Origin of the sequence: Mesorhizobium sp. WSM2240 (assembly GCF_040438645.1) — a bacterium.
Classification (GTDB): Bacteria; Pseudomonadota; Alphaproteobacteria; order Rhizobiales; family Rhizobiaceae; genus Allomesorhizobium.
In genome coordinates this window covers 3,962,261-3,985,205 of sequence record NZ_CP159253.1, presented here as the reverse complement: position 1 = coordinate 3,985,205, position 22,945 = coordinate 3,962,261, and the positions used below count along the sequence as shown (strand labels likewise).

The window sequence follows — 22,945 nt, the reverse complement described above, 5'->3', positions numbered from 1 at the left end:
TCCGGCGTGAGCGTCCGGCCTGACCGGCCTGCTCAGCCAGCCGCTAGCTTTGGCCGGAAGCCGTTCTTGGCCTTGGGCTTGACGCCGAACGTGTTCGGGAAATCGGCCGTCTTGGAGCGGACCTTGGCCAGCTTCTCGTAACGCTTCAGGCGCTGCACGGTCTTGGTCAGTTCCTCGATCTGCTGGCGCATGGCCTCGGCCTGCTGGGCGTTCAGGCCGCCGTCGATCTCCTCGTGCTCGCCGGATCCGTCGCGCGCCGCCTGCTTGCGCTCGCTGTCGACCTCGGCGGCCAAGCCGGCGTATTTGCGTTCCGCGAACTGCTTTTCGGATTCGAGTTCGTTCAGCCGGGTCTTCAGCGCCGTCAGTTCGGATACGGTTTCGGCCTGCTCGGCGACGCCTGCATTCAGCCGCGACAGCAGCGTCTGGATCTCGCCCTTCAGCGCGTGGTACTCGCTCTGGTAAAGCTCCTCACGCTCGTCCATGTCGCGCTTGAAGCCGGCGATGTGCTCGTTGGCCTCGACCAAGCGCGCTTCCAGCATATCGTTCAGCTTCTGCAGCCGCGCCGCCTCCTTCTCCTCGCTCGCAAGCTTGGCAGTGGTCTTGGCGACCAGCGCGGATTCACTGGCGTGAACCGCCGCCAGGTCCTCGAATTTGCGACGTGTCTCGGCCTGGCGCTGCAGCGCCTTGTCGAGATCGAGCGCGATGTTGACGTTCTTTTCGCGCAGCATCTCGTTCTCGCGCATGTAGCGCTCGGCCTCGTTGCTCTTTGCGGCCAGCGACGTGTGGAGTTCTCCCTGGACGAACTCAGCCCGGGCGATGGCGTTCTTGGCTTCAACCGCTTCCAGCTTGGCCGAGCTCAGGGATTCGCGCAGGTCCTCGGCCTCGATCATCAGCCTGCCTTCGCGCCGCTTCAGCACCTCGATCAGCTGGTCGTAGCGGGCCCGCAGCTTTTCGAGCTTGTCGACGCGATCGCCGAGCCTGCGGTTTTCGGCCGCGTAGTTCGCGTTCATGATCTCGAGTTCGTTGGCGCGGCGAATATCGGCGTAACAGTCGTCGAGAAACTCGCGGCTCAGATTCTGCGAGGCGACAATGTTGGAAAGCGCCGTGCTGATCTGGGTCAAATCCTGCTGGATCTTGTTGCGGGCCTCGTCGACGGCCGCAAGGCCGGCGAGGCGGTTCTGCGTATGGGAGGTCAGGCGCTCGGAATTCTCTTCCGCGGCCGGGACAGCTTCGGCCGGGATGGCTTCGGCCGGAATGGCCTCGGCCGCGAACTCGGCCGACAATTCGGCGTCGAACTGCTCGGCCAGTTCGTCCACGAGTTCATCGTTGCCGGCCGCGACAGCTTCCGTTTCGTCGCTGCCTGGAGATGCAGTCTCTGGCTCGGGCGGGAGCATGAATTCCTCGTTGAGGACATCAGTCATGCCGTCTTCGAGCGTGACAAACGCCTTCTTGAGGGGGTCCTTTCTCGTCAGGATGTTTGCGAGATTCATGGTACTGCTCCACCTGTTACATGACAGCCAAATACAATTGCCGGCATTCATACATTATTAATAAATCATACATGCTTCCGCAGGGGGAGGAACAGGGGGTACATGCGGAATTCCGGATATAGTAAATAGCCGGGCTCTGGACTCGGCCATAGGTCGAAAGCGTACGGACAATACAGCAGGTTGTGGCGGCTCTTATTCTTGCTTTGCTGCCTCATCCATACCCGCCATCTTGAGCTCGTGGAAAATGACCACCGCCGGTGCTGACGCATCGCTTCATGCGCTTGAGACAATGATTCAAAGAGCTCGGAAATCGATTCCGTAGTTTACATTAGAGCATTGAAATTAAAGGGATTTGCAGAAGGCTTGACTGCCGGGCAGCGTCGGCAGAAGCACCGCATCCTTGCGGGGTGGAGCAGGGCGAAAGGCCTCGCGCGCTCAGGGAAACAGCGGGTTCTGCGCCATCTGCAAGTGCAACTCCTGGCCGATCCATGGATGAGCCTCGCAGACCGCCTCGTCGAGCTCGACGCCGAGACCGGGCTCCTTCGAAGGGATGACATTTCCGTCCTGCCATTCGATTTTTTTCTTCAGCAGCGTCGCGTGAAAGCCGTCCCACTGCTTGAGCGACTCCAGAATGAGGAAATTGGGCAGGGTGGTGGCGAGCTGGATGTTGGCGGCGCCGACGATCGGGCCGCAATAGCAATGCGGCGCGATTTGGATGTGGTAGGCCTCGGCCATTGCCGCGATCTTCTTGGTTTCGAGAATGCCGCCGGAGCGGCCGAGGTCGGGCTGCAGGATGGTGGCGGCGCGGTTTTCGATCACCCGCGCGAATTCGTATTTGGTGGTCAGGCGCTCGCCGGTGGCGATCGGGATGGAGGTGCCGCGTGCAACCTGCGCCATCACCTCCGGCATATCCGGCGGGACCGGCTCCTCGAACCAGAGCGGGTCGTAAGGTTCGATGGCGCGCGCCATGCGCAGCGCGCCCGACGCGGTGAACTGGCCGTGCGTGCCAAACAGGATATCGGCGCGATTGCCGACGGCTTCACGGATGGCCTTAATCATGCGCGCCGACAGGTCGATATCGAGAAGCCGCGGCTGGTGACCGTCGAAGGCGGTGTAGGGGCCGGCGGGATCGAGCTTGACCGCGTTAAAACCCTGCTCGACATATTCGAGCGCGCAGGCGGCGGCGAGGTCGGGATCGTTGTAGACGTTCCTGCCCACAGCGTCCTCGGAATGGACGCTGCCGGTGTGCGGATAGAGATATGTGTAGGAGCGCAGCGCATCGTGCACCTGGCCACCGAGCAGCTTGTAGACCGGCTTGCCGGCCTCCTTGCCGATAATGTCCCAGCAGGCGATTTCGAGCGCCGAGAAGCAGCCCATGACAGAGACGTCGGGGCGCTGAGAGAATCCGGAAGAATAGGCGCGTCGAAAGAAGCTCTCGATGTCGTGCGGATCGCGGCCGACGAGGTAGCGATCGGCCAGATCCTCGATCATCTTCGCGGTGACATGGGCCGAGAAGGTGGCGTTGTAGGCCTCGCCATAGCCGACGACGTTGCCGTCCGTCGTGAGCTTCACGAAGATGAAGTACTTGCCGCCGATACCGGGCGGGGGATTGCCGACGACGAAGGTTTGGACATCGGTGATTTTCATGGGTGGCGTCCTCGAGCTTCTCTTCGCAGGCGGATGAGGGGTGGCGCGATGGTTGGAGCAAGTGTGAACTTCACCTGTAATCCTCCAATATCATCGCCGCCCCCTTGGCGCCGGCCATGATGGAAGGCGCGTTGGTGTTTCCGGAAATGTTGTCGGGGAAGATCGAGGCGTCGACGATGCGCAGGCCGGCGAGCCCGTGCACCTTCAGACGCGGATCGACGACGGATTTGGACGGGTCCGGGCCCATGCGGCAAGTCGACACAGGGTGATAGACGGTGCCCGAGCGCTTCCTGAAATCCTGAATCAGATCGTCGTCGGAAGTGATCGATGGGCCGGGCAGAACCTCTTCTTCGATGATCTCCGCCATAGCCGGCATGGATGCGATTGTTCGCACGAATTTTACCGCCGCCAGCATCTCGGCGACGTCCTGCTCGGTCGAATAGGCGTTCGGCACGATCTTCGGATAATCAAGCGGATTTTTCGACCGGATCATGATCGATCCGCGGCTGGTCGGGCGGCAGTTCGAAAGGCCGATGGAGAAGCCGGGCCACGGGTCAGGCGTCAGGATCGGACGCTCGCCGCTCTTCGGGATGACGGTCGAAAAGGCCTGGAAATAGAGCTGCATGTTCGGCCGCGACAGAGCCGGGTCGGTGCGGAAGAAGCCGCCCGCATTGTTCATGGAGAGTGAAAGCGGGCCGCTGCGCAAAAGCAGATACCGCATGCCGACATAGAGCTTGCCCCACCAGGGCCGGAGCAACTGGTTGAGCGTCGGGACCTTGCCCTTGAACGTATAGTTGATGCCGAGGTGGTCCTGCAGATTGGCGCCGATGTTGTTGTTAGCGTGAACGACCGGTATGCCGAGCGAATGCAGAAGATCGGCCGGGCCGACGCCGGAAAGCTGCAGAAGCTGCGGCGTGTTGACGGAACCGGCGCACAGGATGACTTCGCGGCCGGCCCGTGCGGTCATCGTCCGGCCGTTGCGGATGTATTCGACGCCGACGGCGCGGCTGCCCTCGAAGAGAATTTTGGTTGCCAGGGCGCGGGTCTCGACGCGGATATTTTTGCGCTTCATCGCCGGGCGGAGGAAAGCGCGGGCGGCCGACATACGGCGGCCGTTTTTGGTTGAGATCTGGTAGACGCCGACGCCTTCCTGAAATGCCCCGTTGAAATCCGGGTTGAATGGCAGCCCCGCCTGCTGGGCCGCCCCTAGATAGCGGGCCGTCAGAGGGTGGACGAAGCGCGAGCAATCGGTGACGTGGAGCGGGCCGCCGACGCCGCGCCATTCGTCGGCGCCAGCCTCGTTGTCCTCGATCGCCTTGAACAGCGGCAGGAGGTCGTCAAATCCCCACCCCGGATTACCGGCCGCGGCCCACGCATCGTAGTCCTCGCGCTGTCCCCTGATCCAGACCATCGCGTTGATGGAACTGGAACCGCCGAGGAGCTTGCCGCGCGGCCAGTGATCGGCATTGCCTGCCAAGCCGGGATCCGGCTCGGTCTTGTAGTTCCAGTTGACGGCGGGATCGAAGAAGGTCTTGCCGTAGCCGAGCGGCATCTGCACGTAGAAGCGGCGGTCTGTGCCGCCGGCCTCCAGCACCATCACCGAGAAGCGGCCGCTCGCCGACAGGCGCTCGGCCACCACCGAACCGGCGGAACCGGAGCCGACGACAATGAAATCATAAGTCTGCATTAAAAGAGCGAGGCCGTCCACGAACTGACTCATGTGGTGATTCAACGTAGCGCCGACACACTCACCCGGGCACATGGCTTCCGGCATGGCTTGTGACAAAAGCGACCGCGCCGGGCGATGCTCGTCGTTGACGCGACAGGCGGGCGCGGTTACGGCAGGAGAAGCAGAGGAGACGCAGCATGGTCCAATATGCCGACGGACAGCCGACAGGCGAACTGACGCTGCGCACGCTTGCCATGCCTTCCGACGCCAATGCGGCCGGCGACATTTTCGGGGGCTGGGTTATGGCGCAGATGGATCTGGCCTGCGGCATCCGCGCCGCCGAGCGGGCCAAGGGCCGGGTGGTGACGGCCGCCGTCAAGGAGATGTCGTTCGCCAAGCCGATGAAGATCGGCGATACGCTGTGCGTCTATACCCATGTCAACCGCGTCGGGCGCACCTCGATGGTGCTCAAGGTCGAAGCCTGGGCGCAGCGCTACCTGACCGACCTGATGGAGAGGGTGACCGACGCCGAATTCGTCATGGTGGCGCTGGATAGCGAAGGCAGGCCGAAGCCGGTGCCGGAAGAAGCGGGCGGCGAATAGCCGGACCACGTCCTGAGGGCTGAGTGCTGGCCCGGCCTCCCGCCGTGTCACCCCTCTTCTCGAAGGGATTGGCATCCGCGACCGAAGCTCCCGCTTGCAAACACTTTTATTTGGGAGCAGCTTGATCGAGGAAGTCCGCCGTGGGGCAAAAACCACGGGCCACGGGGTTCCATGGAACGGGCCGGGGCTGGAAGCGATCCATCGCTGCCGGGCGAAAAAGCATGACGGGCAAAGAAATCCGCGCGTCCCTCGTCGCTGCAGCGGCGGCGTGGGCTGGCGCACCCATTTTGCTTGCGCCCCGACCCGTCAAGTTGACGATCGACAAGTGCCTGCCGGGCGCATGCCCGTTTGAAAATCAAGGGAGGAAGCACAATGCCTAAATGCAGTGTTGGCCGTCTTTGTATCGTGGCGGCGATGTCGCTGGTCCATATGGGGTCGGGGATCGGAACGGCGAAGGCCGAAGACGTCCCGAATGCCGAGATCGACGCCATACGGGAGGCGCTTGCAAAATACAAAGATCCCTACGTCGCGGTCCGCGACCTCTATCTCTCGACAGTGGGCTGCGTCCACTATGACGGTTCGAAGATGGAAGGGCACATGGACTACCCCAAAGGAGGCATGGGCATCCACTTCGTCAACCTGACAATACAGGGGCCACCGGACCCTATGAAGCCCAATGTGCTGATCTATGAGCCGGTCGACGGAAAACTCCAACTGGTTGCGGCCGAATGGCTCGTGCCCCTGGCGGCCGCCAAGGAGCGGCCGAGCCTCTTAGGACAGCCGTTTCAGGGGCCAATGGAAGGACATGAACCGCTGATCCCTCAAGGTTTCCACCACTACGATCTGCATGCCTGGCTGTTCAAGGACAATCCGCTGGGGATGTTCAGCCCGACCCATCCCGACATCACTTGTGAGGGTGCGGAGTTCTCCCTGCTGGAGATGCCGACAAAACTGGTGCCGGAGCCCTGACGTTCGACAACGGCGGCGATCGCCGCGGCCTCGGGAGAGGATTGGTTGTGAGCCAATCCCTTAGTTAGAAATTGGCGCCGCTCCTGCCCTCCGGGCAAGCGGCGTCTAATTTCTAACGGTCATTCGGCGGCCACGGCTCGAATGGGACGGGTGCCGACCTCGGCTCCCGTGACGCCATCCACGACCAGGGGCTGAATTTCCTCTCCCGTCTCGGCGTCCAGAAACCGCGTCAGCCTGCCCTGGCCGCGATGCTTGCGCCCCCAGGCGCCGATTATGAACAGCACAGGCAGGAAATCCCGCCCGGCGGCGGTCAGGAGGTATTCTTCCCGCGGAGGCCGTTCGGAGTAGCGCCGTTTTTCCAGCAATCCCTCCGCGGTCAGCATCGCCAGCCGCCGCGTCAGAATGGTGGGCGCTATGCCCAGGCTTTTGCGGAATTCGTCGAAGCGGGTAAGCCCCAGGCTCGCGTCCCGAAGGATAAGCATGCTCCATGCATCGCCGATGCAGGCGATGCCGCGCCCGATGGGACAGGTGCCTTCAGAAATATTTTCAGTGTTCATATCATTTCGATAGTGACTTCATATCGAAATGATAGTAACATCCTTCCGAGTGGTATTCCACCCTTGGATGAGAAGGAAGTCTTTCATGAGCAAATCCGGTCGTGGCGTCGCGCTCGTCACAGGAGCATCCACCGGCATCGGGCGGGCAACCGCCGAGGCGTTGCGGGACGCGGGCTACCGCGTGTTCGGAACCAGCCGCAAATCCGTCCCCGAACGCTCCGATGGAATTACGATGCTGACGTGCGACGTAAGCCAGGATGCTTCCGTCGCTGGGCTGATAGATGAGGTGCTGGCCAAAGCCGGACGGATCGACCTGCTCGTCAACAATGCCGGCATTGGTTTGCTCGGAGGCGCGGAGGAATCCTCGGTCGCCCAGGCCCAGGCGCTTTTCGATGTCAATCTCTTCGGCGTTCTTCGCGTAACCAACGCCGTCTTGCCGACGATGCGAAGCCAAGGAAAGGGCAGGATCATCAATCTGAGTTCGGTGCTGGGTTTGATACCGGCCCCCTATTCTGCTCTTTATTCATCGACCAAACATGCCGTCGAAGGCTATTCCGAGTCGCTCGACCATGAACTGCGCCCGTTGGGAATTCGCGTCGTGCTGGTTGAGCCTGCCTATACCCGCACCTCGTTTGAAGAAAATCTCGCCAGGCCGGACAAGCTGCTCAACGTCTATGATTCCGCCCGCGCCGGCATGAATATGATCATGCGCAAAGCGATGGAAACAGGCGATGCGCCCGAAGTCGTAGCCAAGACGGTGTTGAAAGCAGCGACCGACGCAGTTCCGAGGAGGCGCTATGCGGCGGGAAAAATGGCGCGCCAGGTCAGTTTCCTGCGCCGTTTTGTCCCCGAATCCGCATTCGACAAGAGCCTGCGCAAGCAAAACGGCCTGCCGGCCTGACGGCGGCCAAGGGGCTGAGCGGCGGTGGGGGCGCTCAATCCCTGCAAATTCGGTAGCAAACCGCCACCGATGGCCGCCGTCGATGCATGGTGGACAGAGAAAGCCATCCGGCTTTCACCCATGCAGTGGCAGCCAGCCTGTCAGCCGAAGCTTTGGTTCAATGCGGCTATGGCCTTGTCACCCTCATTGGATCCGACGCCGCTCAATCGCTCAGCCGCAAGATCGATGAATGCCTTGACCAGGGGCGAAAGGTGCCGGCTGCTCGGATATAGGGCATAAAGGCCTCCAACCGGCGTCGCGTAATTATCGAGAACGCGGCGCAACGTTCCGCGACCGGTAGACACCTGGGCCATGCTGTGGGGCAACTGGGCGATGCCGTAGCCGGCGATCGCAGCGGCAACCACCGCCTGCATTTCGTTGGCGGCGAAGCGTCCAGACACCGTGACCGTTTCCTGGCCGTTCGGCCCGTCCAGCACCCAGTGAGCGCTCGCCGTCGACGGGCCTGCGATGATGCAGTGATGGCGAGTGAGGTCCGCCGGCGCTGCCGGCACGCCGCGGCGCGCGAGATAGTCCGGGCTGGCGCACAGGATCCGATGCGTGGAGCCGAGCTTGCGGGCAATCAGTGTCGAGTCCGGGAGGATCCCCGTACGGAAGGCGAGATCGATCCCGCTCTCGACCAGATTGAGCTTGTCGTCCGTGAGGTGCAACTCGACCCTGGTTTTCGGATGCTCGCCAAGAAAATCGAACACCGTGCTGTTCAGGAAATGACCGCCAAAGCCCACCGGAGCCGAAATGCGGATCGTGCCCGAAGGCTCCACTCTCGCTTGCGCGAGCTGTAAATTCGCGTCTTCGATTGTCCGCAGCGCCTGACTGCTCTGCTCATAATAGAGACGTCCCGCGTCCGTTATATTAAGGCTGCGCGTCGTGCGCTGAATCAGCCGCACCCCGACCTCACGCTCGAGCGCGGCAATGCGGCGACTGACCGTCGTCTTGGGCATGCCGAGCAGCCGCGCGGCCGCCGTGAAACTGCCAGCCTCGACGACACGGGCGAACACCACAATATCGTTGAAATCGAACATTGTTGCCAGATTCGGGACTATGTTTTCCAATTATAGACCATTATGGATCAATGTGGCAGGCCCTAACTTTGCTCCGTTGGAAACAAAAGGAGCAGACTTCATGACCACCACAAGAAGTGTTCTGGTTACCGGCGCTACCGGCCAGCAAGGAGGCGCAGTTGCGCGCTCACTGCTGTCCAGGGGCCATCGCGTCAAGGCGCTCACCCGCAAGCCGGATAGCGATGCCGCGCGGCGGCTGGCGTCGGCAGGCGCCGATGTCGTGGCCGGCGATCTCGGCGACGCTGCGTCCGTTCTGAAGGCAGCGAGCGGCGTCGACACCATGTTTTTGATGGGAAACAGCTACGAGGCAGGGACGGAAGAGGAAACCCGCCAGGGGATCATTGCCGCCGATGCGGCGAAGGCTGCCGGCGTCGGGCACCTGATCTATTCGTCCGTCGCCGATGCCGACAAGAAGACAGGCATTCCGCATTTCGAAAGCAAATATCTCGTCGAGAAACATGTGGCCGGACTCGGCATCCCCTACACGATCAGCGCGCCGGTCGCCTTCATGGAGAACATCGTCGCGCCGTGGTCGGTCGGTGCGCTGCGCCAGGGCACCCACGCTTTCGCGATGCCTCCCAAGCGCGTCCTTCAACTCGTAGCCTTGGCGGATATCGGGGCTTTCGTCGCAGCTCTGGTTGAGCGGCGCGAGCAGGTGTTCGGCAGGCGTTTCGATTTCGCCGGGGACGAGTTGTCAGGCGAGGAGCAGGCGGAAATCCTGTCGCAAGCTATCGGCCGCCCGATCAGCTATCAGGAAATCCCGATTGCCGCGGCTCGCCAGCAAAGCGAGGATACGGCGCTCATGTTCGAATGGTTCGACCGCGTCGGCTACGACGCCGATATCGCCGCATTGCATAGGGATTTTCCGGAAGTCCGCTGGCACAGTTTTGCCGACTGGGCGCGCGAGTTTGACTGGAGCATTCTTGAGCGGACGTCTTCTGCCGCTTGAGGTCGGGAGTAGGGAGTAGGGGGGCGCTCAGTTCCCCGCAATTCGGCAACCGCCACCGATGGCCGCCTTCGACTTCTTTGCGGACCTTTGATTTCGCACGATCAAAGCGCTGATAAGCGACCATGGTTGTGGCTGTTATCCGCCAAGGTCTCGATGACGCGGCATTCGGCCACCCGACCACAGGCGCACTCATCGATCATCCGCCGTAACTCCGCGCGTAACCCGTTAAGGGCAGCGATGCGCCTCTCAACTTCAGCGAGACGGACCTTGGCGATCCTGTCGGCAGCGGCGCAGGATCGATCCGGACTGTCTTGAAGCGATAGAAGCGTGCGGATAGCTTCCAGGTCGAATCCGAGCTCACGCGAATGCTTGATGAAGGCGAGCCGTGCGATAGCATCCTTGCCGTAACGCCTCTGCCGCCCTTCGGTACGAGGCGGAGGCGGCAATAACCCGATCTGCTCGTAGTAGCGGATGGTCGGAACCTTTACTTCGGTGCGGCGCGAGAGTTCGCCGATCGAAAAATTCATAAGAAGCCTCTTGAACCTAGAGTCACTATAGGAAGTAGGGTGCCCGCGTTAAAGGGACTCCTATGGCTGACAATCGCTGCAACGACGAAAATGACACCTGCTGCGCGCCGCCGCCGCTTGTGCTTCCGGCAGAGCAAGCCACGGCGGATCACCACACCGAAGATGCTTGTTGTTCCGGCGGCGTGCTGGCCTTCGACGGCATGGATCCGCGCTACAAGCGGGTACTGTGGGCAGTCATTGGCATCAACGGGGCGATGTTCCTGACGGAAATGGTGGCAGGCCAGCTTGCGGGGTCGCAGGCGTTGAAAGCCGACGCGTTAGACTTCCTAGCCGATACGATTACATACGGCCTTAGCCTCGCCGTTATTGGCACTTCGTTGCGCACCAGGGCGACAGCGGCTCTGTTCAAGGGGCTATCTCTCTCCCTCATGGCGTTGTGGGTTTTTGGGTCTACCGTCTATCAGACGCTCATTCTGGGACTTCCGAGCGCGGAACTGATGGGCCTCATAGGCTTTCTGGCGCTGGCGGCAAACCTAGGCTCGGTCCTGCTGCTGCTGCCCTACAAAGATGGCGACGCCAATGTCCGTTCGGTTTGGCTTTGTTCTCGCAACGATGCGATCGGGAACGTCGTGGTGATGGCAGCGGCATTGGGCGTGTGGGGCACTGCTACAGCGTGGCCGGATTTGATCGTTGCCGCGCTGATGGCGGGCATTTTCACTACTTCTTCGGTGCAAATCTTGAGGCAGGCATGGCGTGAATACCGGGAAGTGCAACATCCTCACCCGGCAGCGGCAGAGTAAAACCGCCAGGGGATGTCCGATTTTCACATTTTCGGACCGACTGATTGGTGGCAGTTGGAGATTCCTGCGCTCAGGGCTCGCAACGTTCAACGATATGAACCGGCGCTGCTCCCCTAGAAGTGGCTGCCGCTCTTTCCTTCCGGGCAGGCGGCGTCGAATTTCCGGCGGGCTTCATTGACCCGGTCGGTGTTCTTGCGCGCCCATTCGCCGAGCGCGTTGACCGGCTTCAGGAGCTCGAAGCCGAGGTCGGTCAGCTCGTATTCGACGCGGGGCGGGATGGTCGGATATTGCGTGCGCGTGACGAAGCCGTCGCGCTCGAGGCCGCGCAGGGTGGTTGTCAGCATTTTCTGCGAGATACCGCCGACCGCTGTGCGCAACTCGCTGAAGCGCATGCGGCCGTTGCCAAGCTTGCCGACGACAAGCACCGTCCATTTGTCGCCGACGCGCTGCAGGATCTCGCTGACGGCGCGGCAGTCTTCACTGCGGTGAATGTGCCTTGGTTTCAAAAAAGTGCCTCCTTGCGAGGGTTTTGCGTGGTCTCCTATATAGTGTCGGTATCCAATCTATACCAACACAAGAGGTGAAACCATGTCAAAACCCAAGATCGGCATCGTCATCGGCTCGACCCGCGAAACCCGATTTGCCGACAAACCCGCCGAATGGATCGCCAGCATAGCAAAGGCGCGCGGCGATCTCGATATCGAAATCGTCGATTTGCGCGACTACCCGCTGCCCTTCTTCGAAGAGGCGAAGTCGCCCGCATGGGCGGCTCCTGAAAGCGAGGTCGCCCGCAAATGGGGCTCCAAGGTCGCCGAACTCGACGGCTTCATCTTCACCGCCGCCGAATACAATCACGGCCCAACGGCCGTTCTGAAGAATGCAATCGACTACGCCGCCCGCGAATGGAACCGCAAGCCGGTATCGTTCATCGGCTATGGCGGCGTCGGCGGCGCCCGCGCGATCGAGCAGCTGCGCCAGATCGCCATCGAGATGCAGATGGCGCCGACCAAGGCCGCCGTGCACATCCTCTGGCCGGACTATCTCGCCGTGCTGCAGGGCAAGAAGCTCGAGGAGATCGACCACCTCAACCAGGCCGCCACGGCCATGCTCGACGACGTCGCCTGGTGGGCCAAGGTGCTGAAGGCCGCGCGGGATAATGATGCGGTCATCTCGGAAGTGAAGGCAGCGTAGGCAGTAGGCAGTAGGCATCGTACTCACTATTGCCTACTGCCTATTGCCCACTGCCGTTTCAATGTCCACCGGCGCGCCTGTGCGCGCCGGGAAGGCGGGTGGCGAGGACCTTATCGATGCGGCGGCCGTCGAGGTCGACCACCTCGAAGCGCCAGCCCTGGGCGTCGACGCTTTCGCCGGTCGCCGGCAGATGGTGCAGGTGCGACAGCACATAGCCGGCGACGGTCTCGTAGTCGCGGTTTTCAGGCAGGTCGATGCCGAGATGGTCGCGCATCTCGTCGGCCTGCATGTAGCCGGCGAGCAGCCATGAGCCGTCCTCGCGCTGCACGGCATAGGGCTCTCCCTCTTCGGCGTCGGCGCGAAAAACGCCGGTGATCGCCTCGAGGATATCGGCGGGGGTGACGATGCCTTCGAAATGGCCGTATTCGTCATGCACCAGCGCGACCGGCACTTCCGATTCGCGCAGCGTGGCGAGCACGTCGAGCGCATCGGCCTGATCGTGAACGATGGGTGCGGCGCGCACATGCTGCCGCGGGTCGAAGGCGCGGCCGGCCAGCATGGCGGCCAGGATTTCGCGCGTCTGCACCACGCCGACCATGGCGTCGACGCTGCCTTCGCCTACCGGCAGGCGCGAATGCTGGGTCTCCATCAGCATTTTGCGTGCGGTCGGCTCGTCCCATTGCAGGTTCATCCAGTCGACCTCGGTGCGCGGCGTCATGACCGCGCGGACGGCGCGGTCGCCGAGCCGCATGACGCCGGCGATCATGCGGCGCTCGTCGGATTCGATGGTGCCGTGATGCTCGGCCTCGGCGACCAGCATTTTTATCTCTTCGTCGGTGACCTTTTCCTCGCTTTCGCCGTGCTGGCCGAGCAGCCAGAGGACGCCGCGGCCCGACACGTCGAGCAGCCACACAAGCGGCGCGCCGGCCTTGGACAGGATGGTCATGGCCGGCGCGACCCTGACGGCGACGCCTTCCGGATTGCGCAGCGCGATCTGCTTGGGCACGAGCTCGCCGATGATCAGCGAACCGTAGGTGATGAGGGCGACGACCACACCGACGCCGCCCGCATTGGCGATATTTGCGGGAACGCCTGAAGCGACAAGCACCGAAGACAGGCGGAGGCCGAGGGTCGCCCCGGAAAAGGCTCCTGAGAGCACGCCGACCAGCGTGATGCCGATCTGGACGGCGGACAGGAATTTGCCGGGATCAGCGCCGAGCGCAAGCGCGCGTCCGGCGCCCTTGATGTTGCGGTCGATCATGGATTTGAGCCGGGCCGGCCGCGACGAGACTATGGCAAGCTCGGACATCGCGAGCAGGCCGTTGACGCAGATGAGGACGACCACGATGCCGATTTCAAGATACAACATGGTTTTCCAATAGCATCAGAGCCAAGCCTTCGGGAAGCACCGGAGTCTGCCGGTATTCAGCAGTGTCTTTAGTTCGGAGTCGACTCAAGACCCGAAGCGGGAAGCGGATGACGTGCTCAGGTCACAGACAGACTGGGCGACAAGCGGTCGCCGTCGAGATCCCGGACCACAAGAGCAAAACCGCGCTTCCGAACAGTCCCAGATATTCTTCGGATTTAGGGAACTTCCATCGTCTTTTACCGCTTTGACCAGATAGGCAGGGAGAAACCTCTGTTGATATCGGAACCGCCCGCAACCCCCGCAAACGCCCCCGAGCAGGGCAGCGCTGCCGAAGAGCTGCGCTATCGTTTGCGCCAGCAGCAGCTCACCGCCGAATATGCTTACTTCGCGCTTCAAACCCACGATCTTCAGACCTTGCTACAGGAAGCAACGAGAGTTTGCGCAGAGGGGCTGCAAAGCAGGATGTGCAAGGTCATGGAATACCTCCCGGCTGAGCATCAATTCCTGGTGCGGGCCGGCGTCGGCTGGAAACCGGGCGTCGTGGGTCAGGCAAGAGCCAGGGCCGATACCGCGAGCCCCACCGGCTACGCTTTCAAGACAGGCGAGCCGGTTATCTCCAATCACCTGGATGGCGAGAGCCGCTTCCGGACACCGGCGCTTCTTGTAGAACATAACGTCAAGCGGGCCATTAATGCTTTGATCCACGGCGGCAGCGCACGGTTCGGGGTTCTCGAGGTAGACAGCCCGGTCGAAGGACGGTTCACCGAAGCGGATCTGGTTTTCGTAAAGGGTTTTGCCAACCTGATAGGGGTAGCCCTTGAGCGGCAGCGCACCGAAGAGGCTCTGAAGCAGCAAGAGAGATTGCTGCAGGATGCACTGCGCCATCAGGAATTTCTTACCAAGGAGATCAGCCACCGGGTCAAGAACAGCTTGTCCATAGTCGCCAGCCTGTTGAGCATGCAAAGCCGCGCGACAGACGATCCCGCGCTCCTGCAGGCACTCGCCGACGCTCAAGCACGCGTGCAGACCATTGCCAGGGTGCATGACCAGCTATGGCGAAGGGATGATATCCGGGCTGTCGACCTTGCCGATTATCTCGGCGATCTGTGCGACCATATTCGCGCCTCGGCGCCGAACCACCAGCTGATATGCGACGTGGCGTCCGTAAGCGTGCCGACCGATCAGGCCATACCCATCGGGCTTCTCGTCAACGAGCTGATCACCAATGCCGTGAAATACGCCTATCCCGAAGGCTTCGGCGAGGTGCGGCTTGCAGTTGCTTCAGCAGAACAGGGAGGCCATCTAAGCCTTGAGGTATCCGACCGGGGGATAGGCCTTCCCGCCGGTCAGGACTCCGCGAAATCCGGCGGGCTCGGGACAAAGCTGATTTCCGGTTTAGCCCGAAGGCTCGGCGGAGAAGTCCAGTGGCAGGATGCCAAGCCCGGAACACGTTTCGTCATGGTTTTTCGACCCGACAACATCCCTACGTAATCGCACTTGAGGCAGGCAATCTCACAGGTCATTGTGATGCCGGCCAGGACAACCACTGCGGACCGTGGCTACCGCAGCACGCCGATGGTCGCCATGCCGTCGGTGAAATAGGGATCGCCGCCGCCATTGCGCCCGGTTTGGGTCGGCCCAACGCCTCTTTCGCTGTAGCTCGAGGCAAGCACGCCGGCTGCTTCCAGATCGTCGATCAGGAAGTCGCGCTCGGCGTCGAGATCGGGACCGATGTGGTGGGTTATCTGGCCGGTGTCGTGGCTGAAGCCGACTCCGCGGTCGAAGCTCGCCGAGCCGAGCCAGAGCGGGCGGCCGTCCGGCGCGGGCTCAGGCATCAGCCAGAAACGGACATGATGGCGGCGGTCGGCGCTGCCGCCCACCGGCTTTTCAAAGGCCAGATCCTGCCTGCGCCCGCCGAACAGCAACGTGCTGACCGGCGCTTCGGAATAGGGCCGATCGAAGAGCACGCTTTCGCCGATCTCCAGGCTGGAGCGCCAGGTGATGGCGTCGGCGGCGCTCCATCCCGCAGCGGCGAAGGCCTGCAGCAGTTCGGGTTTCGTACCGACGAGCCCGACATTGATGGGATCTCCGGGGATGCCCTGCGGCGTCGTGGTCACCATCGCGTCGGGGAGGGCGAGGTTTCCGCGGTCCAGCCATGACCAGAATGCCGGCGCCACCAGATAGGCGGACGCAACATAGGCGAGGCTGAGCGCCAGCACCCAGCCCGCCACCCGCGTTTGCATCCTGCGTCGACGCATTCGGTTCCGCCCCGATGTTGCGGCGTCAGCTTACGTTGAAAGGGATTGGGAGGATAGATTGTGCGCTGATGAGCGGCTCCACTCCCCCTCGATGGGGAGGAGGGCGCATGTTCTGTTAAGCTCGCCCCGTAAGCCTCACTTGCAGGCGACGTAGCCGTTCTTGCGGGGCATGATGTCGAAATGGAAATGATCGCGGTGGTCGTAATCGTAACCGGGGCCGAGCACCGTCGTGAAATAGTCGCAGCCATCGGCCCGGACATTGTTCAAAAAGCCGCGCTGGCGGAAGGCGAACCAGCCGGGCTTGCGAACGTCGATATCCCTGCCGTTATTCAGCTCGATGCGCATCACGTCGAGCGCATTGCCCACCGAATGCTGCGAGGGTTTTCCACGCGAGCCGCGGATGTTGCGGCAGGAATAGCTCGATCCCTGGTGGATGGTGTTCACCCCCGACAGGTAGCGCCAGCGCGCCGACGGGACGAGTTCCTTTTTCGTCCAGCGCGCGAAAGTGGCGGCCATGGCGCAGGAGAGCGTCGCCGCCGGCTTCATGCGGACGCTGCCGATGGCCGAGACCTCGACCGGGAAATCGATGCGGCAGGCGCCGCCATCGTCGATCGGCGCAAGGCTCCTGAATTGCACGCCGAGCTTCTTCAGGTCGCGGCGGCAGGCGATTTCGTCGGCCGACATGGAAAGCGTCGGCGGCGCCGGCTCGTTGAAGCGCGGGTAGGCGGTCATCATCGGGTTGGACGGGACCAGGCTCTGCAGGCCGCGCGCGGGAACCGCCGCGGTCTGGGCGCCGACGTCGACATCGGGACGAAGCGACATGACATCGTCGCTGGTGCAGGCCGAAAGCGCAGCGAGCAGAATGAGGGCGCCGCCGCACCATATGGCGCGGGCGCGCGGCAAAGATTGGCCCATCGACCGGTTCCCTGTCCCGAGGTCTTTCAGCCTAGCGGAGAAGCGTAAAGGAAAGGTCAGCGGCGATATTTACGCCTGCGGCGGGATTGGGGCCGCGACGGCCTTACTGGCAAAACGTCCCACCATTGCGGCGGGGGGCGAGGTCGAAGTGGAAATGCAGCGCGTGGTCGGCGTCGCTGCCCGGCCCGAGCACGGTCTTGAACGGGCCGCAGGCGGCCTTGCGGATCGCGCCGAGGAATTTTGCCGCCTTCGGGTCCGGCGCGGGCTCCACGTCGACGGCAGTGCCTTTCGACAGGGTGAAGCGCGAAATGTCGAGCGCATTGCCGAAGGCGTGTTCGGAAAGTTTTTCGCCGCCATTGCGGGGCCGGCAGACATAGGCCGAGGCGTGGCCGATCGATTGGAGCTCTTCGCCATATTCGGCTTTGGCCGCAGGCGAGACAATGTCCGCCGCGAAGCGTGCCGCGGCCTCGGCCATGGCGCAGTTCATCAGCGCCTCCGGCTCGAGTGAAATTGTGGGGCTGAGCTTCGTCACCGCTAGCGGGTAGGGCAGGGCGCAGCCGGCGGGATCGCTTTGCGCCGGGCGCTCTTCGAACACCACGCCAAGCGTACGCAGCCGCGCGCGGCAGGCGGTTTCGTCCGGCGGGATGATGTCGAAGCGCGGCATCGCCGAGCGCGGGTCCGCGGGAATTTCGGGGAGTTGCGGGGCGTTCGCGGTGGTTCCATCCGGTTTTTGCTCGGGCAAAGGTGCATCGTCGGCGGCGGTCGGGCTTTCAGCCGGCGCGGGGAGTTGCGAGGGCGGCCCGGGCTTCTCCGGACCAAGACCGTCCGGCGATGGAGTATCCGGGGCGGGTTCATTGGCCGGCTTCGGCTCGGGCACCGGCGGTTCGCCGGGACGTTCGGGCGGGATGTTGCCGGCTGGCGGCGGATAGATTTCCGGGACGGGGGCCTTTTCGGGCAGATCGGGGGTCTGGGCATAAACCGGGCCGCCGCATAGGACTGTGACGGCTACCAGCAACGCGAGTTGCCGGGTCCTGACAAAAAGCGGGGAGGTAATCGCGTCCACAACGACCATTTGCGGTCGTTGGCAGCGCCAGGCAACTACTGCCTAGATCACGTTTGGCGACAGCGGCGTCACGCGCCGAGCGCTTCCAGCCCTTCCTCGAGCCAGTCGCCCAGAAGCGGCATGCCGAGCAGATATTTCGAGGTGCGCCGGTTACCGCGTTGACGCGCCTCGTTCACGGCTTCGTTCCATTCGTCGGCGCTGTAATCGCCACGCCCGATCCACATCAATGCGATCAGCTCGGCGGCCTCGTCGACATTCAGATCTTCGATGAGCTGGCGGAGCTCCTCGGCGGTCAGATTGTCGGTCTTCTCCTCGGCCAGGCCGTCATGATGGTGATTGTCCCTGGAGTTGCCGTCGAGCTCGACCTCGTGCTCGCTGCCGTCGGCGTAGTCGTCATTAATCGCAGCGCTGATGGCCTTGGCCTTTTCGATGAAAAGGCGGACGGTGTCGGGACCGATGGTCAGTTCCCACTCCCTGTCTAGCCGCTGCTGCAAGGTCGTCTCCGTGACTACGGTACGTGATGATAGCCGATTTGACGGCAACGTCACGCGCCGATGTGCGGCGAGGCCTTGAGGGTGATTGACAGGAACGGGCCTTGGCCCGAAATGGCGCTGCCGCCTTCCTCCAGACGTGATTCCCTCATGACGCTGCTCTTGTCGCCCAAGATAGTGCCGGTGCTGCTCCTGCTCGCATCGAACATCTTCATGACGTTTGCCTGGTACGGGCATTTGAGGTTCAAGGCCGCGCCGCTCTACGCGGCGGTGCTGTTTTCCTGGGGCATCGCGTTTCTGGAATACTGGCTGGCGGTCCCGGCCAACCGCATCGGCCATTCCGTCTATTCGGCGGCCGAGCTGAAGACGATCCAGGAAGTGATCACGCTGGCCGTCTTCGTGGTGTTCTCGGTGTTCTATCTCAAGGAAGGGATCACCTGGAACCACGCGCTGGGATTTGCGCTGATTGCGGGGGGCGCGGCGCTGATCTTCAGGGCGTAGCCGACCGCCTGCGCGCCAGGAGCGGCGGCAGGACCTCTACCACGACGATCGCCGCGAAGATCAGGCCGCAGCCCAGAATGCCGGCGGCCGGAAGCCGCTCGCCGAGGAACCAGGCCCCGAAAAGCGCGGCGAAGACCGCTTCCGAGGCGAGGAAAATCGCCGCCTGCGGGGCTGTCGTGTAGCGCTGGCCGACGACCTGCAAGGTGAAGGCGATGCCGCCCGAAAAGACGCCAGCATAGAGGATTTCGGGGCCGGCGCTCAAGATCGCGCTCCAGTCGAAAGGCTCGATGGCCAGGGCGACAGCCATGCCGATGACGGCGCAGACCGCGAACTGGGTGACGGCCAGCGTCACCGGGCGGCCGGTGGGACTGGCGCTACGGCCGATATAGATGAGCTGGAGGGCGCAGAAGCCGGCGGCGAGCACGGTTAGCCAGTCGCCGACGGTCAGCGCTTCGACCTTGCCGCCGGACAGGAACCATATGCCGGCAAGTGCTGTGATCGCGGCCGGCCAGACCACAGGGTGAGGCCAACTGCGAAACAGCAGCACGGCGAAGAAAGGCACCATCACCACATAAAGGCCGGTGAGGAAACCGGAGTTGGTCACGGTGGTGGACAGGAGGCCGACCTGCTGAAAACCAGACGCGCCGAACATAAGCAGGCCGATCCAGATGAACGCCGTCCAGCTTGCCGGGGTAAGCGGGCGTTCTGCGCGCCGCGACTCGACGACCGCAAAGGGAAGGATCGCCAACGCTGCGATCGCAAAGCGAAGTCCGATGAACAGGAATGGCCCGATCGCGGCCATGGCGGTGGACTGGGCGACGAAGCCCATGCCCCACATGGCGCCGGCGAGCAGCAAAACAAGGTTGGCCTGGATACGGGTCAATTCGGGTGTTCCGGCTGGAGAAATGGAGCCGGACTTCTATCAGCCGCGATCCCGGCGGCAAGGGCCAGCGTGGCGGCGGCTTAGGGACAGCATGCTCACGGCGCTTCAGCAACGTTTGCTTTCGGCGGCCATGGTGGCAAGATGATTGCAACGCGGCGGGAAGGCGCGGGCGTGCCGAAATCTGGAAGAACCGCGCCGCCGAAACCGTTAGTGTCCGATGCCACTTTGGAGGTTTCCCATGCAGACCCGGTTTGTTATCAGCCTCGCCTCGCTTCTGGTCGCCGCGCCGCTCATCGTCGCACCGGCATTCTCGGCCGGCGGCGGCGGCAGCGACGCCGTTCCCGAATGCAAGAAGGGCCAAGTTTACGACAAGAAGACCAAGAAATGCGTGCCGCAGCAGGGGCAGGGCGTCATCGACGACGACAGCCTCTACGCGACGGGCCGCCAGCTTGCGCTCGCCGGGCGCTATGACGAGGCCATCACTGTGCTCAGTCTGGCCGGGAACAAGTCAGATCCGCGCATCCTGAACTATCTCGGCTATGCGCATCGCAAGCAGGGCCGTATCCTCGTCGGCCTCGGCTATTACCAGGAGGCGTTGAGGGCCGACCCGGACTACACGCAGGTGCGTGAGTATCTGGGCGAAGCGCATCTGCAACTCGGCGATGTCGCCGCCGCGCGCGAGCAGCTTTCCGAGATCGAGAAGCGCTGCGGCACGGGCTGCGAGGAATATGCCGAGCTGTCGGCACAGATCGAGGCGTACATGAAGGCGAAGGGCTGATAGCCTGAACCGTCGAGACCGAGCGAAATTGCCCCTCACCTTTACCCTCTCCCCGTGAACAACGGAGAGAGGGTGCCGGCAGGCAGGTGAGGGGCAGCGCGACGTGAACTGAGTGAAGGTGACTGGCGAAGGTCGCTGGCGGCCCGAAGGGCGGATCGCTTCCGTCACCCTGCACGCGACAGGCGCACGATGACGCCGTCGCTCTCGTCGGTGAGCACCCAGATCGAGCCGTCGGGAGCGAGATTGACGTCGCGGATGCGGCCGAACTCGCCTTCGAACATCCGCTCCTCGCCGGTTATCTTGCCCGATCCGTCGCGCTCCAACCGCGAGACAAGCTGGAATTTAAGCGCGCCGGCGATGAGATCGCCGTTCCATTCCGGAAACATCTCGCCCTGATAGCTGATCAGCCCGGACGGGGCGATGGACGGATCCCAGTAGAACAGCGGCTGCTCATAGCCTTCCGCCTCGGTTCCGACGCCGATCTTTTTGCCGGAATAGTGGACACCGTATGATATGACGGGCCAGCCGTAATTCCTGCCGGCCTCGGGCTGGTTGATCTCGTCGCCGCCCTTGGAGCCGTGCTCCACGGTGACGAGCGCATTTGTCACCGGGTCGAAGGCAGCGCCCTGCACGTTGCGGTGGCCCTTCGACCATATTTCGGGAAGGTGCTTCGAGCCGTCGGGCGAGGGATTGTCGGCCGGTATCGAGCCGTCCGGATTAATGCGCAGTATAGAGCCGGCATGGTCGTTCATGTCCTGCGCGCGCTGGCCCGAGCCGCGATCGCCGGTGGTGATGAACAGCGTACCGTCCGGGCGAAATACGATACGTGAGCCGAAATGATGGCTGGTGCGGCTCTTCTTTGCCATGGAGAAGATCGTTTGCATGTCCTCGAGGCGGGCGGCTGCGCCATCGCGGACGAGCCTCGCCCGCGCCACCGCCGTGCCGGCGCCGCCCCTGCCGGGCTCGGAGAAGCTGAAGAAGACGAGGCCGGATTGGGCGAAATCCGGCGAGACGGCAATGTCGAGCAGGCCGCCCTGGCCGCGCGCCACGACATCGGGCACGCCTTCGACCGGTTCGGAAAGCTCGCCGTTCGACAGGATGCGGATGCGTCCGGGCCGCTCCGTGACGATGACGTCGCCGTCTGGCAGGAAATCGAGGCCCCAAGGATGTTCGAGGCCGTCGGCCACGATGTCGGCGCGGACTGCGACCTCCTCGGTCCGCAGGGTTCGGCTTTCAGCCATGGCCGGCAGAGCGATGAAGGCGGACAGCGCCGCCGAAAGCAGCGCGCGAGAGAGGTTCTGTCTGATCCGGGCCATGACTTCGACATAGGCATCGAGGCGTTCGAGACAAGAAAGCGCCACGGCGATGTCCCCCAGAAATGCGGCAACCGCGATCACAGGTGGGTGAATGCCCAGAATGCTCTGAGATTTAGGTCAGGCCGGCCTGCAAATGGCGGCTTTCTGTGCTTCCGGTGCTCACGTACCTGAATGTGCGCTCCGCTCCGGTTCTCGAAATCCGCCGTTTTCAGCTCGGCCCAACCTGAATCTCAAAGCACCCCTGGGGCAGTCTCGACCGTTGGCGGAAATCGTCGGATGAGTTGGGCCAAGCGGAATTTTTTCGCGTGAAAATGCGCGCGAGCTTGCTATATTGAGATAAATTGAGCTGAGAACGGTTCCGTCGCCAAGGCTGCTGGACCGTTTTCTTTTTTTGCCCGCCGCCTTCCCTCCGAGTGTCGGATGGCGCGGGATCAGGGAATGGAAAGGCCGATTGCAATGAACAAGGTGCCGATGACCGCCAGCGGATTCGAAGCTCTGAAGGAAGAGCTGCGGTGGCGTCAGCAGGACGAGCGCCCGCGCATCATCGAGGCTATCTCGGAAGCGCGCTCGCATGGCGATTTGTCCGAAAACGCCGAATACCACGCCGCGAAGGAAGCGCAGAGCCTCAATGAGGGCCGTGTGCAGGAACTCGAGGATCTGGTGGCGCGCGCGGAAGTCATCGATATCTCGAAACTGTCCGGTGACAAGATCAAGTTCGGCGCGACTGTGAAGCTGGTCGACGAGGACACCGAAGAGGAAAAGACCTATCAGATCGTCGGCGACCAGGAAGCGGATGTGAAGTCCGGCCGCATCTCGATCTCGTCGCCGATCGCGCGCGCGCTGATCGGCAAAGAGGTCGGCGAGACCATCGAGGTCAACGCTCCCGGCGGGCCGCGCGGCTACGAAGTCGTCCAGGTGCAGTTCATCTGAGGTGGACACGCGCATCGAGGC

Annotated in this window: 24 protein-coding genes; 10 read left to right on the top strand and 14 right to left on the bottom strand. The window is 62.7% G+C overall.

Going from position 1 to position 22,945, the window contains the following annotated elements; translation table 11 throughout:
• Nucleotides 1-32: 32 nt before the first annotated feature.
• The 3 genes from ABVK50_RS19655 to ABVK50_RS19645 form a co-directional block, all read right to left on the bottom strand.
• The gene (locus ABVK50_RS19655; protein ID WP_353644979.1) at nucleotides 33-1,490 is read right to left on the bottom strand and encodes a hypothetical protein; all 1,458 of its coding nucleotides are present in this window, start codon (nucleotides 1,488-1,490) and stop codon (nucleotides 33-35) included.
• 435 nt (nucleotides 1,491-1,925) lie between these two features.
• Nucleotides 1,926-3,137: a mandelate racemase/muconate lactonizing enzyme family protein gene (locus ABVK50_RS19650; protein ID WP_353644980.1), complete on the bottom strand. Its 1,212-nt coding sequence runs from the start codon at nucleotides 3,135-3,137 to the stop codon at nucleotides 1,926-1,928.
• Nucleotides 3,138-3,207: 70 nt separating this feature from the next.
• A complete protein-coding gene (locus tag ABVK50_RS19645) occupies nucleotides 3,208-4,824 on the bottom strand; it encodes a GMC family oxidoreductase N-terminal domain-containing protein (protein ID WP_353645876.1) in 1,617 nt (538 codons plus the stop codon).
• A 179-nt stretch (nucleotides 4,825-5,003) separates the two neighbouring features.
• Between ABVK50_RS19645 and ABVK50_RS19640 the strand changes: the two genes are divergently transcribed.
• A complete protein-coding gene (locus tag ABVK50_RS19640; protein ID WP_353644981.1) occupies nucleotides 5,004-5,408 on the top strand; it encodes an acyl-CoA thioesterase in 405 nt (134 codons plus the stop codon).
• A gap of 372 nt (nucleotides 5,409-5,780) precedes the next feature.
• The gene (locus ABVK50_RS19635) at nucleotides 5,781-6,377 is read left to right on the top strand and encodes a hypothetical protein (protein ID WP_353644982.1); all 597 of its coding nucleotides are present in this window, start codon (nucleotides 5,781-5,783) and stop codon (nucleotides 6,375-6,377) included.
• Between the two features lie 119 nt (nucleotides 6,378-6,496).
• On the opposite strand, the gene ABVK50_RS19630 is transcribed toward ABVK50_RS19635, so the two are convergent.
• A complete protein-coding gene (locus tag ABVK50_RS19630) occupies nucleotides 6,497-6,934 on the bottom strand; it encodes a helix-turn-helix domain-containing protein (protein ID WP_353644983.1) in 438 nt (145 codons plus the stop codon).
• An 85-nt stretch (nucleotides 6,935-7,019) separates the two neighbouring features.
• Here ABVK50_RS19630 and ABVK50_RS19625 point away from each other — a divergent pair, with 85 nt between their 5' ends.
• Entirely contained in the window at nucleotides 7,020-7,835 is an 816-nt protein-coding gene (locus ABVK50_RS19625; RefSeq protein ID WP_353644984.1) for an oxidoreductase, read from the top strand.
• 140 nt (nucleotides 7,836-7,975) lie between these two features.
• Here ABVK50_RS19625 and ABVK50_RS19620 read toward each other — a convergent pair whose 3' ends face one another.
• Nucleotides 7,976-8,914 (bottom strand): LysR family transcriptional regulator, encoded by a 939-nt coding sequence (locus tag ABVK50_RS19620; protein ID WP_353644985.1) that lies wholly within the window; start codon nucleotides 8,912-8,914, stop codon nucleotides 7,976-7,978.
• 100 nt (nucleotides 8,915-9,014) lie between these two features.
• Between ABVK50_RS19620 and ABVK50_RS19615 the strand changes: the two genes are divergently transcribed.
• A complete protein-coding gene (locus tag ABVK50_RS19615; protein WP_353644986.1) occupies nucleotides 9,015-9,902 on the top strand; it encodes an NmrA/HSCARG family protein in 888 nt (295 codons plus the stop codon).
• A gap of 101 nt (nucleotides 9,903-10,003) precedes the next feature.
• Here the strand turns inward: ABVK50_RS19615 and ABVK50_RS19610 are convergent, their stop codons facing one another.
• Nucleotides 10,004-10,429 (bottom strand): helix-turn-helix domain-containing protein, encoded by a 426-nt coding sequence (locus ABVK50_RS19610; RefSeq protein ID WP_353644987.1) that lies wholly within the window; start codon nucleotides 10,427-10,429, stop codon nucleotides 10,004-10,006.
• 62 nt (nucleotides 10,430-10,491) lie between these two features.
• Between ABVK50_RS19610 and ABVK50_RS19605 the strand changes: the two genes are divergently transcribed.
• Nucleotides 10,492-11,229, top strand: a complete 738-nt coding sequence (locus ABVK50_RS19605; RefSeq protein ID WP_353644988.1) for a cation transporter — start codon at nucleotides 10,492-10,494, stop codon at nucleotides 11,227-11,229.
• Nucleotides 11,230-11,342: 113 nt separating this feature from the next.
• Here ABVK50_RS19605 and ABVK50_RS19600 read toward each other — a convergent pair whose 3' ends face one another.
• A complete protein-coding gene (locus ABVK50_RS19600; protein ID WP_353644989.1) occupies nucleotides 11,343-11,735 on the bottom strand; it encodes a helix-turn-helix domain-containing protein in 393 nt (130 codons plus the stop codon).
• Nucleotides 11,736-11,817: 82 nt separating this feature from the next.
• Here ABVK50_RS19600 and ABVK50_RS19595 point away from each other — a divergent pair, with 82 nt between their 5' ends.
• The gene (locus ABVK50_RS19595) at nucleotides 11,818-12,420 is read left to right on the top strand and encodes an NAD(P)H-dependent oxidoreductase (protein WP_353644990.1); all 603 of its coding nucleotides are present in this window, start codon (nucleotides 11,818-11,820) and stop codon (nucleotides 12,418-12,420) included.
• Nucleotides 12,421-12,478: 58 nt separating this feature from the next.
• Here ABVK50_RS19595 and ABVK50_RS19590 read toward each other — a convergent pair whose 3' ends face one another.
• Nucleotides 12,479-13,789, bottom strand: coding sequence for a hemolysin family protein (locus ABVK50_RS19590; protein ID WP_353644991.1), 1,311 nt, complete (start codon nucleotides 13,787-13,789; stop codon nucleotides 12,479-12,481).
• Nucleotides 13,790-14,062: 273 nt separating this feature from the next.
• Between ABVK50_RS19590 and ABVK50_RS19585 the strand changes: the two genes are divergently transcribed.
• Complete coding sequence (locus ABVK50_RS19585; RefSeq protein WP_353644992.1) at nucleotides 14,063-15,280, top strand: histidine kinase dimerization/phosphoacceptor domain -containing protein; 1,218 nt, start codon at nucleotides 14,063-14,065, stop codon at nucleotides 15,278-15,280.
• A gap of 68 nt (nucleotides 15,281-15,348) precedes the next feature.
• On the opposite strand, the gene ABVK50_RS19580 is transcribed toward ABVK50_RS19585, so the two are convergent.
• The 4 genes from ABVK50_RS19580 to ABVK50_RS19565 form a co-directional block, all read right to left on the bottom strand.
• On the bottom strand, nucleotides 15,349-16,047 hold the full coding sequence (locus tag ABVK50_RS19580) for an LssY C-terminal domain-containing protein (protein ID WP_353644993.1): 699 nt from the start codon (nucleotides 16,045-16,047) through the stop codon (nucleotides 15,349-15,351).
• Nucleotides 16,048-16,182: 135 nt separating this feature from the next.
• Nucleotides 16,183-16,962 carry an extensin family protein gene (locus ABVK50_RS19575; protein ID WP_353644994.1) on the bottom strand — a complete coding sequence of 260 codons (780 nt, stop codon included), beginning with the start codon at nucleotides 16,960-16,962 and terminating at the stop codon, nucleotides 16,183-16,185.
• 103 nt (nucleotides 16,963-17,065) lie between these two features.
• Nucleotides 17,066-18,034: an extensin family protein gene (locus tag ABVK50_RS19570; RefSeq protein WP_353644995.1), complete on the bottom strand. Its 969-nt coding sequence runs from the start codon at nucleotides 18,032-18,034 to the stop codon at nucleotides 17,066-17,068.
• A 59-nt stretch (nucleotides 18,035-18,093) separates the two neighbouring features.
• Nucleotides 18,094-18,519 (bottom strand): DUF3775 domain-containing protein, encoded by a 426-nt coding sequence (locus tag ABVK50_RS19565; protein ID WP_353644996.1) that lies wholly within the window; start codon nucleotides 18,517-18,519, stop codon nucleotides 18,094-18,096.
• Between the two features lie 147 nt (nucleotides 18,520-18,666).
• Between ABVK50_RS19565 and ABVK50_RS19560 the strand changes: the two genes are divergently transcribed.
• The gene (locus tag ABVK50_RS19560; RefSeq protein ID WP_353644997.1) at nucleotides 18,667-19,017 is read left to right on the top strand and encodes a DMT family protein; all 351 of its coding nucleotides are present in this window, start codon (nucleotides 18,667-18,669) and stop codon (nucleotides 19,015-19,017) included.
• On the opposite strand, the gene ABVK50_RS19555 is transcribed toward ABVK50_RS19560, so the two are convergent.
• Nucleotides 19,007-19,900 (bottom strand): DMT family transporter, encoded by an 894-nt coding sequence (locus tag ABVK50_RS19555; RefSeq protein WP_353644998.1) that lies wholly within the window; start codon nucleotides 19,898-19,900, stop codon nucleotides 19,007-19,009. The two genes, ABVK50_RS19560 and ABVK50_RS19555, sit on opposite strands and share 11 nt — an antisense overlap.
• 238 nt (nucleotides 19,901-20,138) lie before the next feature.
• Here ABVK50_RS19555 and ABVK50_RS19550 point away from each other — a divergent pair, with 238 nt between their 5' ends.
• The gene (locus ABVK50_RS19550) at nucleotides 20,139-20,678 is read left to right on the top strand and encodes a tetratricopeptide repeat protein (protein ID WP_353644999.1); all 540 of its coding nucleotides are present in this window, start codon (nucleotides 20,139-20,141) and stop codon (nucleotides 20,676-20,678) included.
• A gap of 164 nt (nucleotides 20,679-20,842) precedes the next feature.
• Here the strand turns inward: ABVK50_RS19550 and ABVK50_RS19545 are convergent, their stop codons facing one another.
• Nucleotides 20,843-22,075, bottom strand: a complete 1,233-nt coding sequence (locus ABVK50_RS19545) for a PQQ-dependent sugar dehydrogenase (protein ID WP_353645000.1) — start codon at nucleotides 22,073-22,075, stop codon at nucleotides 20,843-20,845.
• A 375-nt stretch (nucleotides 22,076-22,450) separates the two neighbouring features.
• Here ABVK50_RS19545 and greA point away from each other — a divergent pair, with 375 nt between their 5' ends.
• Complete coding sequence (greA, locus tag ABVK50_RS19540) at nucleotides 22,451-22,924, top strand: transcription elongation factor GreA (RefSeq protein WP_353645877.1); 474 nt, start codon at nucleotides 22,451-22,453, stop codon at nucleotides 22,922-22,924.
• The last annotated feature ends 21 nt before the right edge of the window (nucleotides 22,925-22,945 follow it).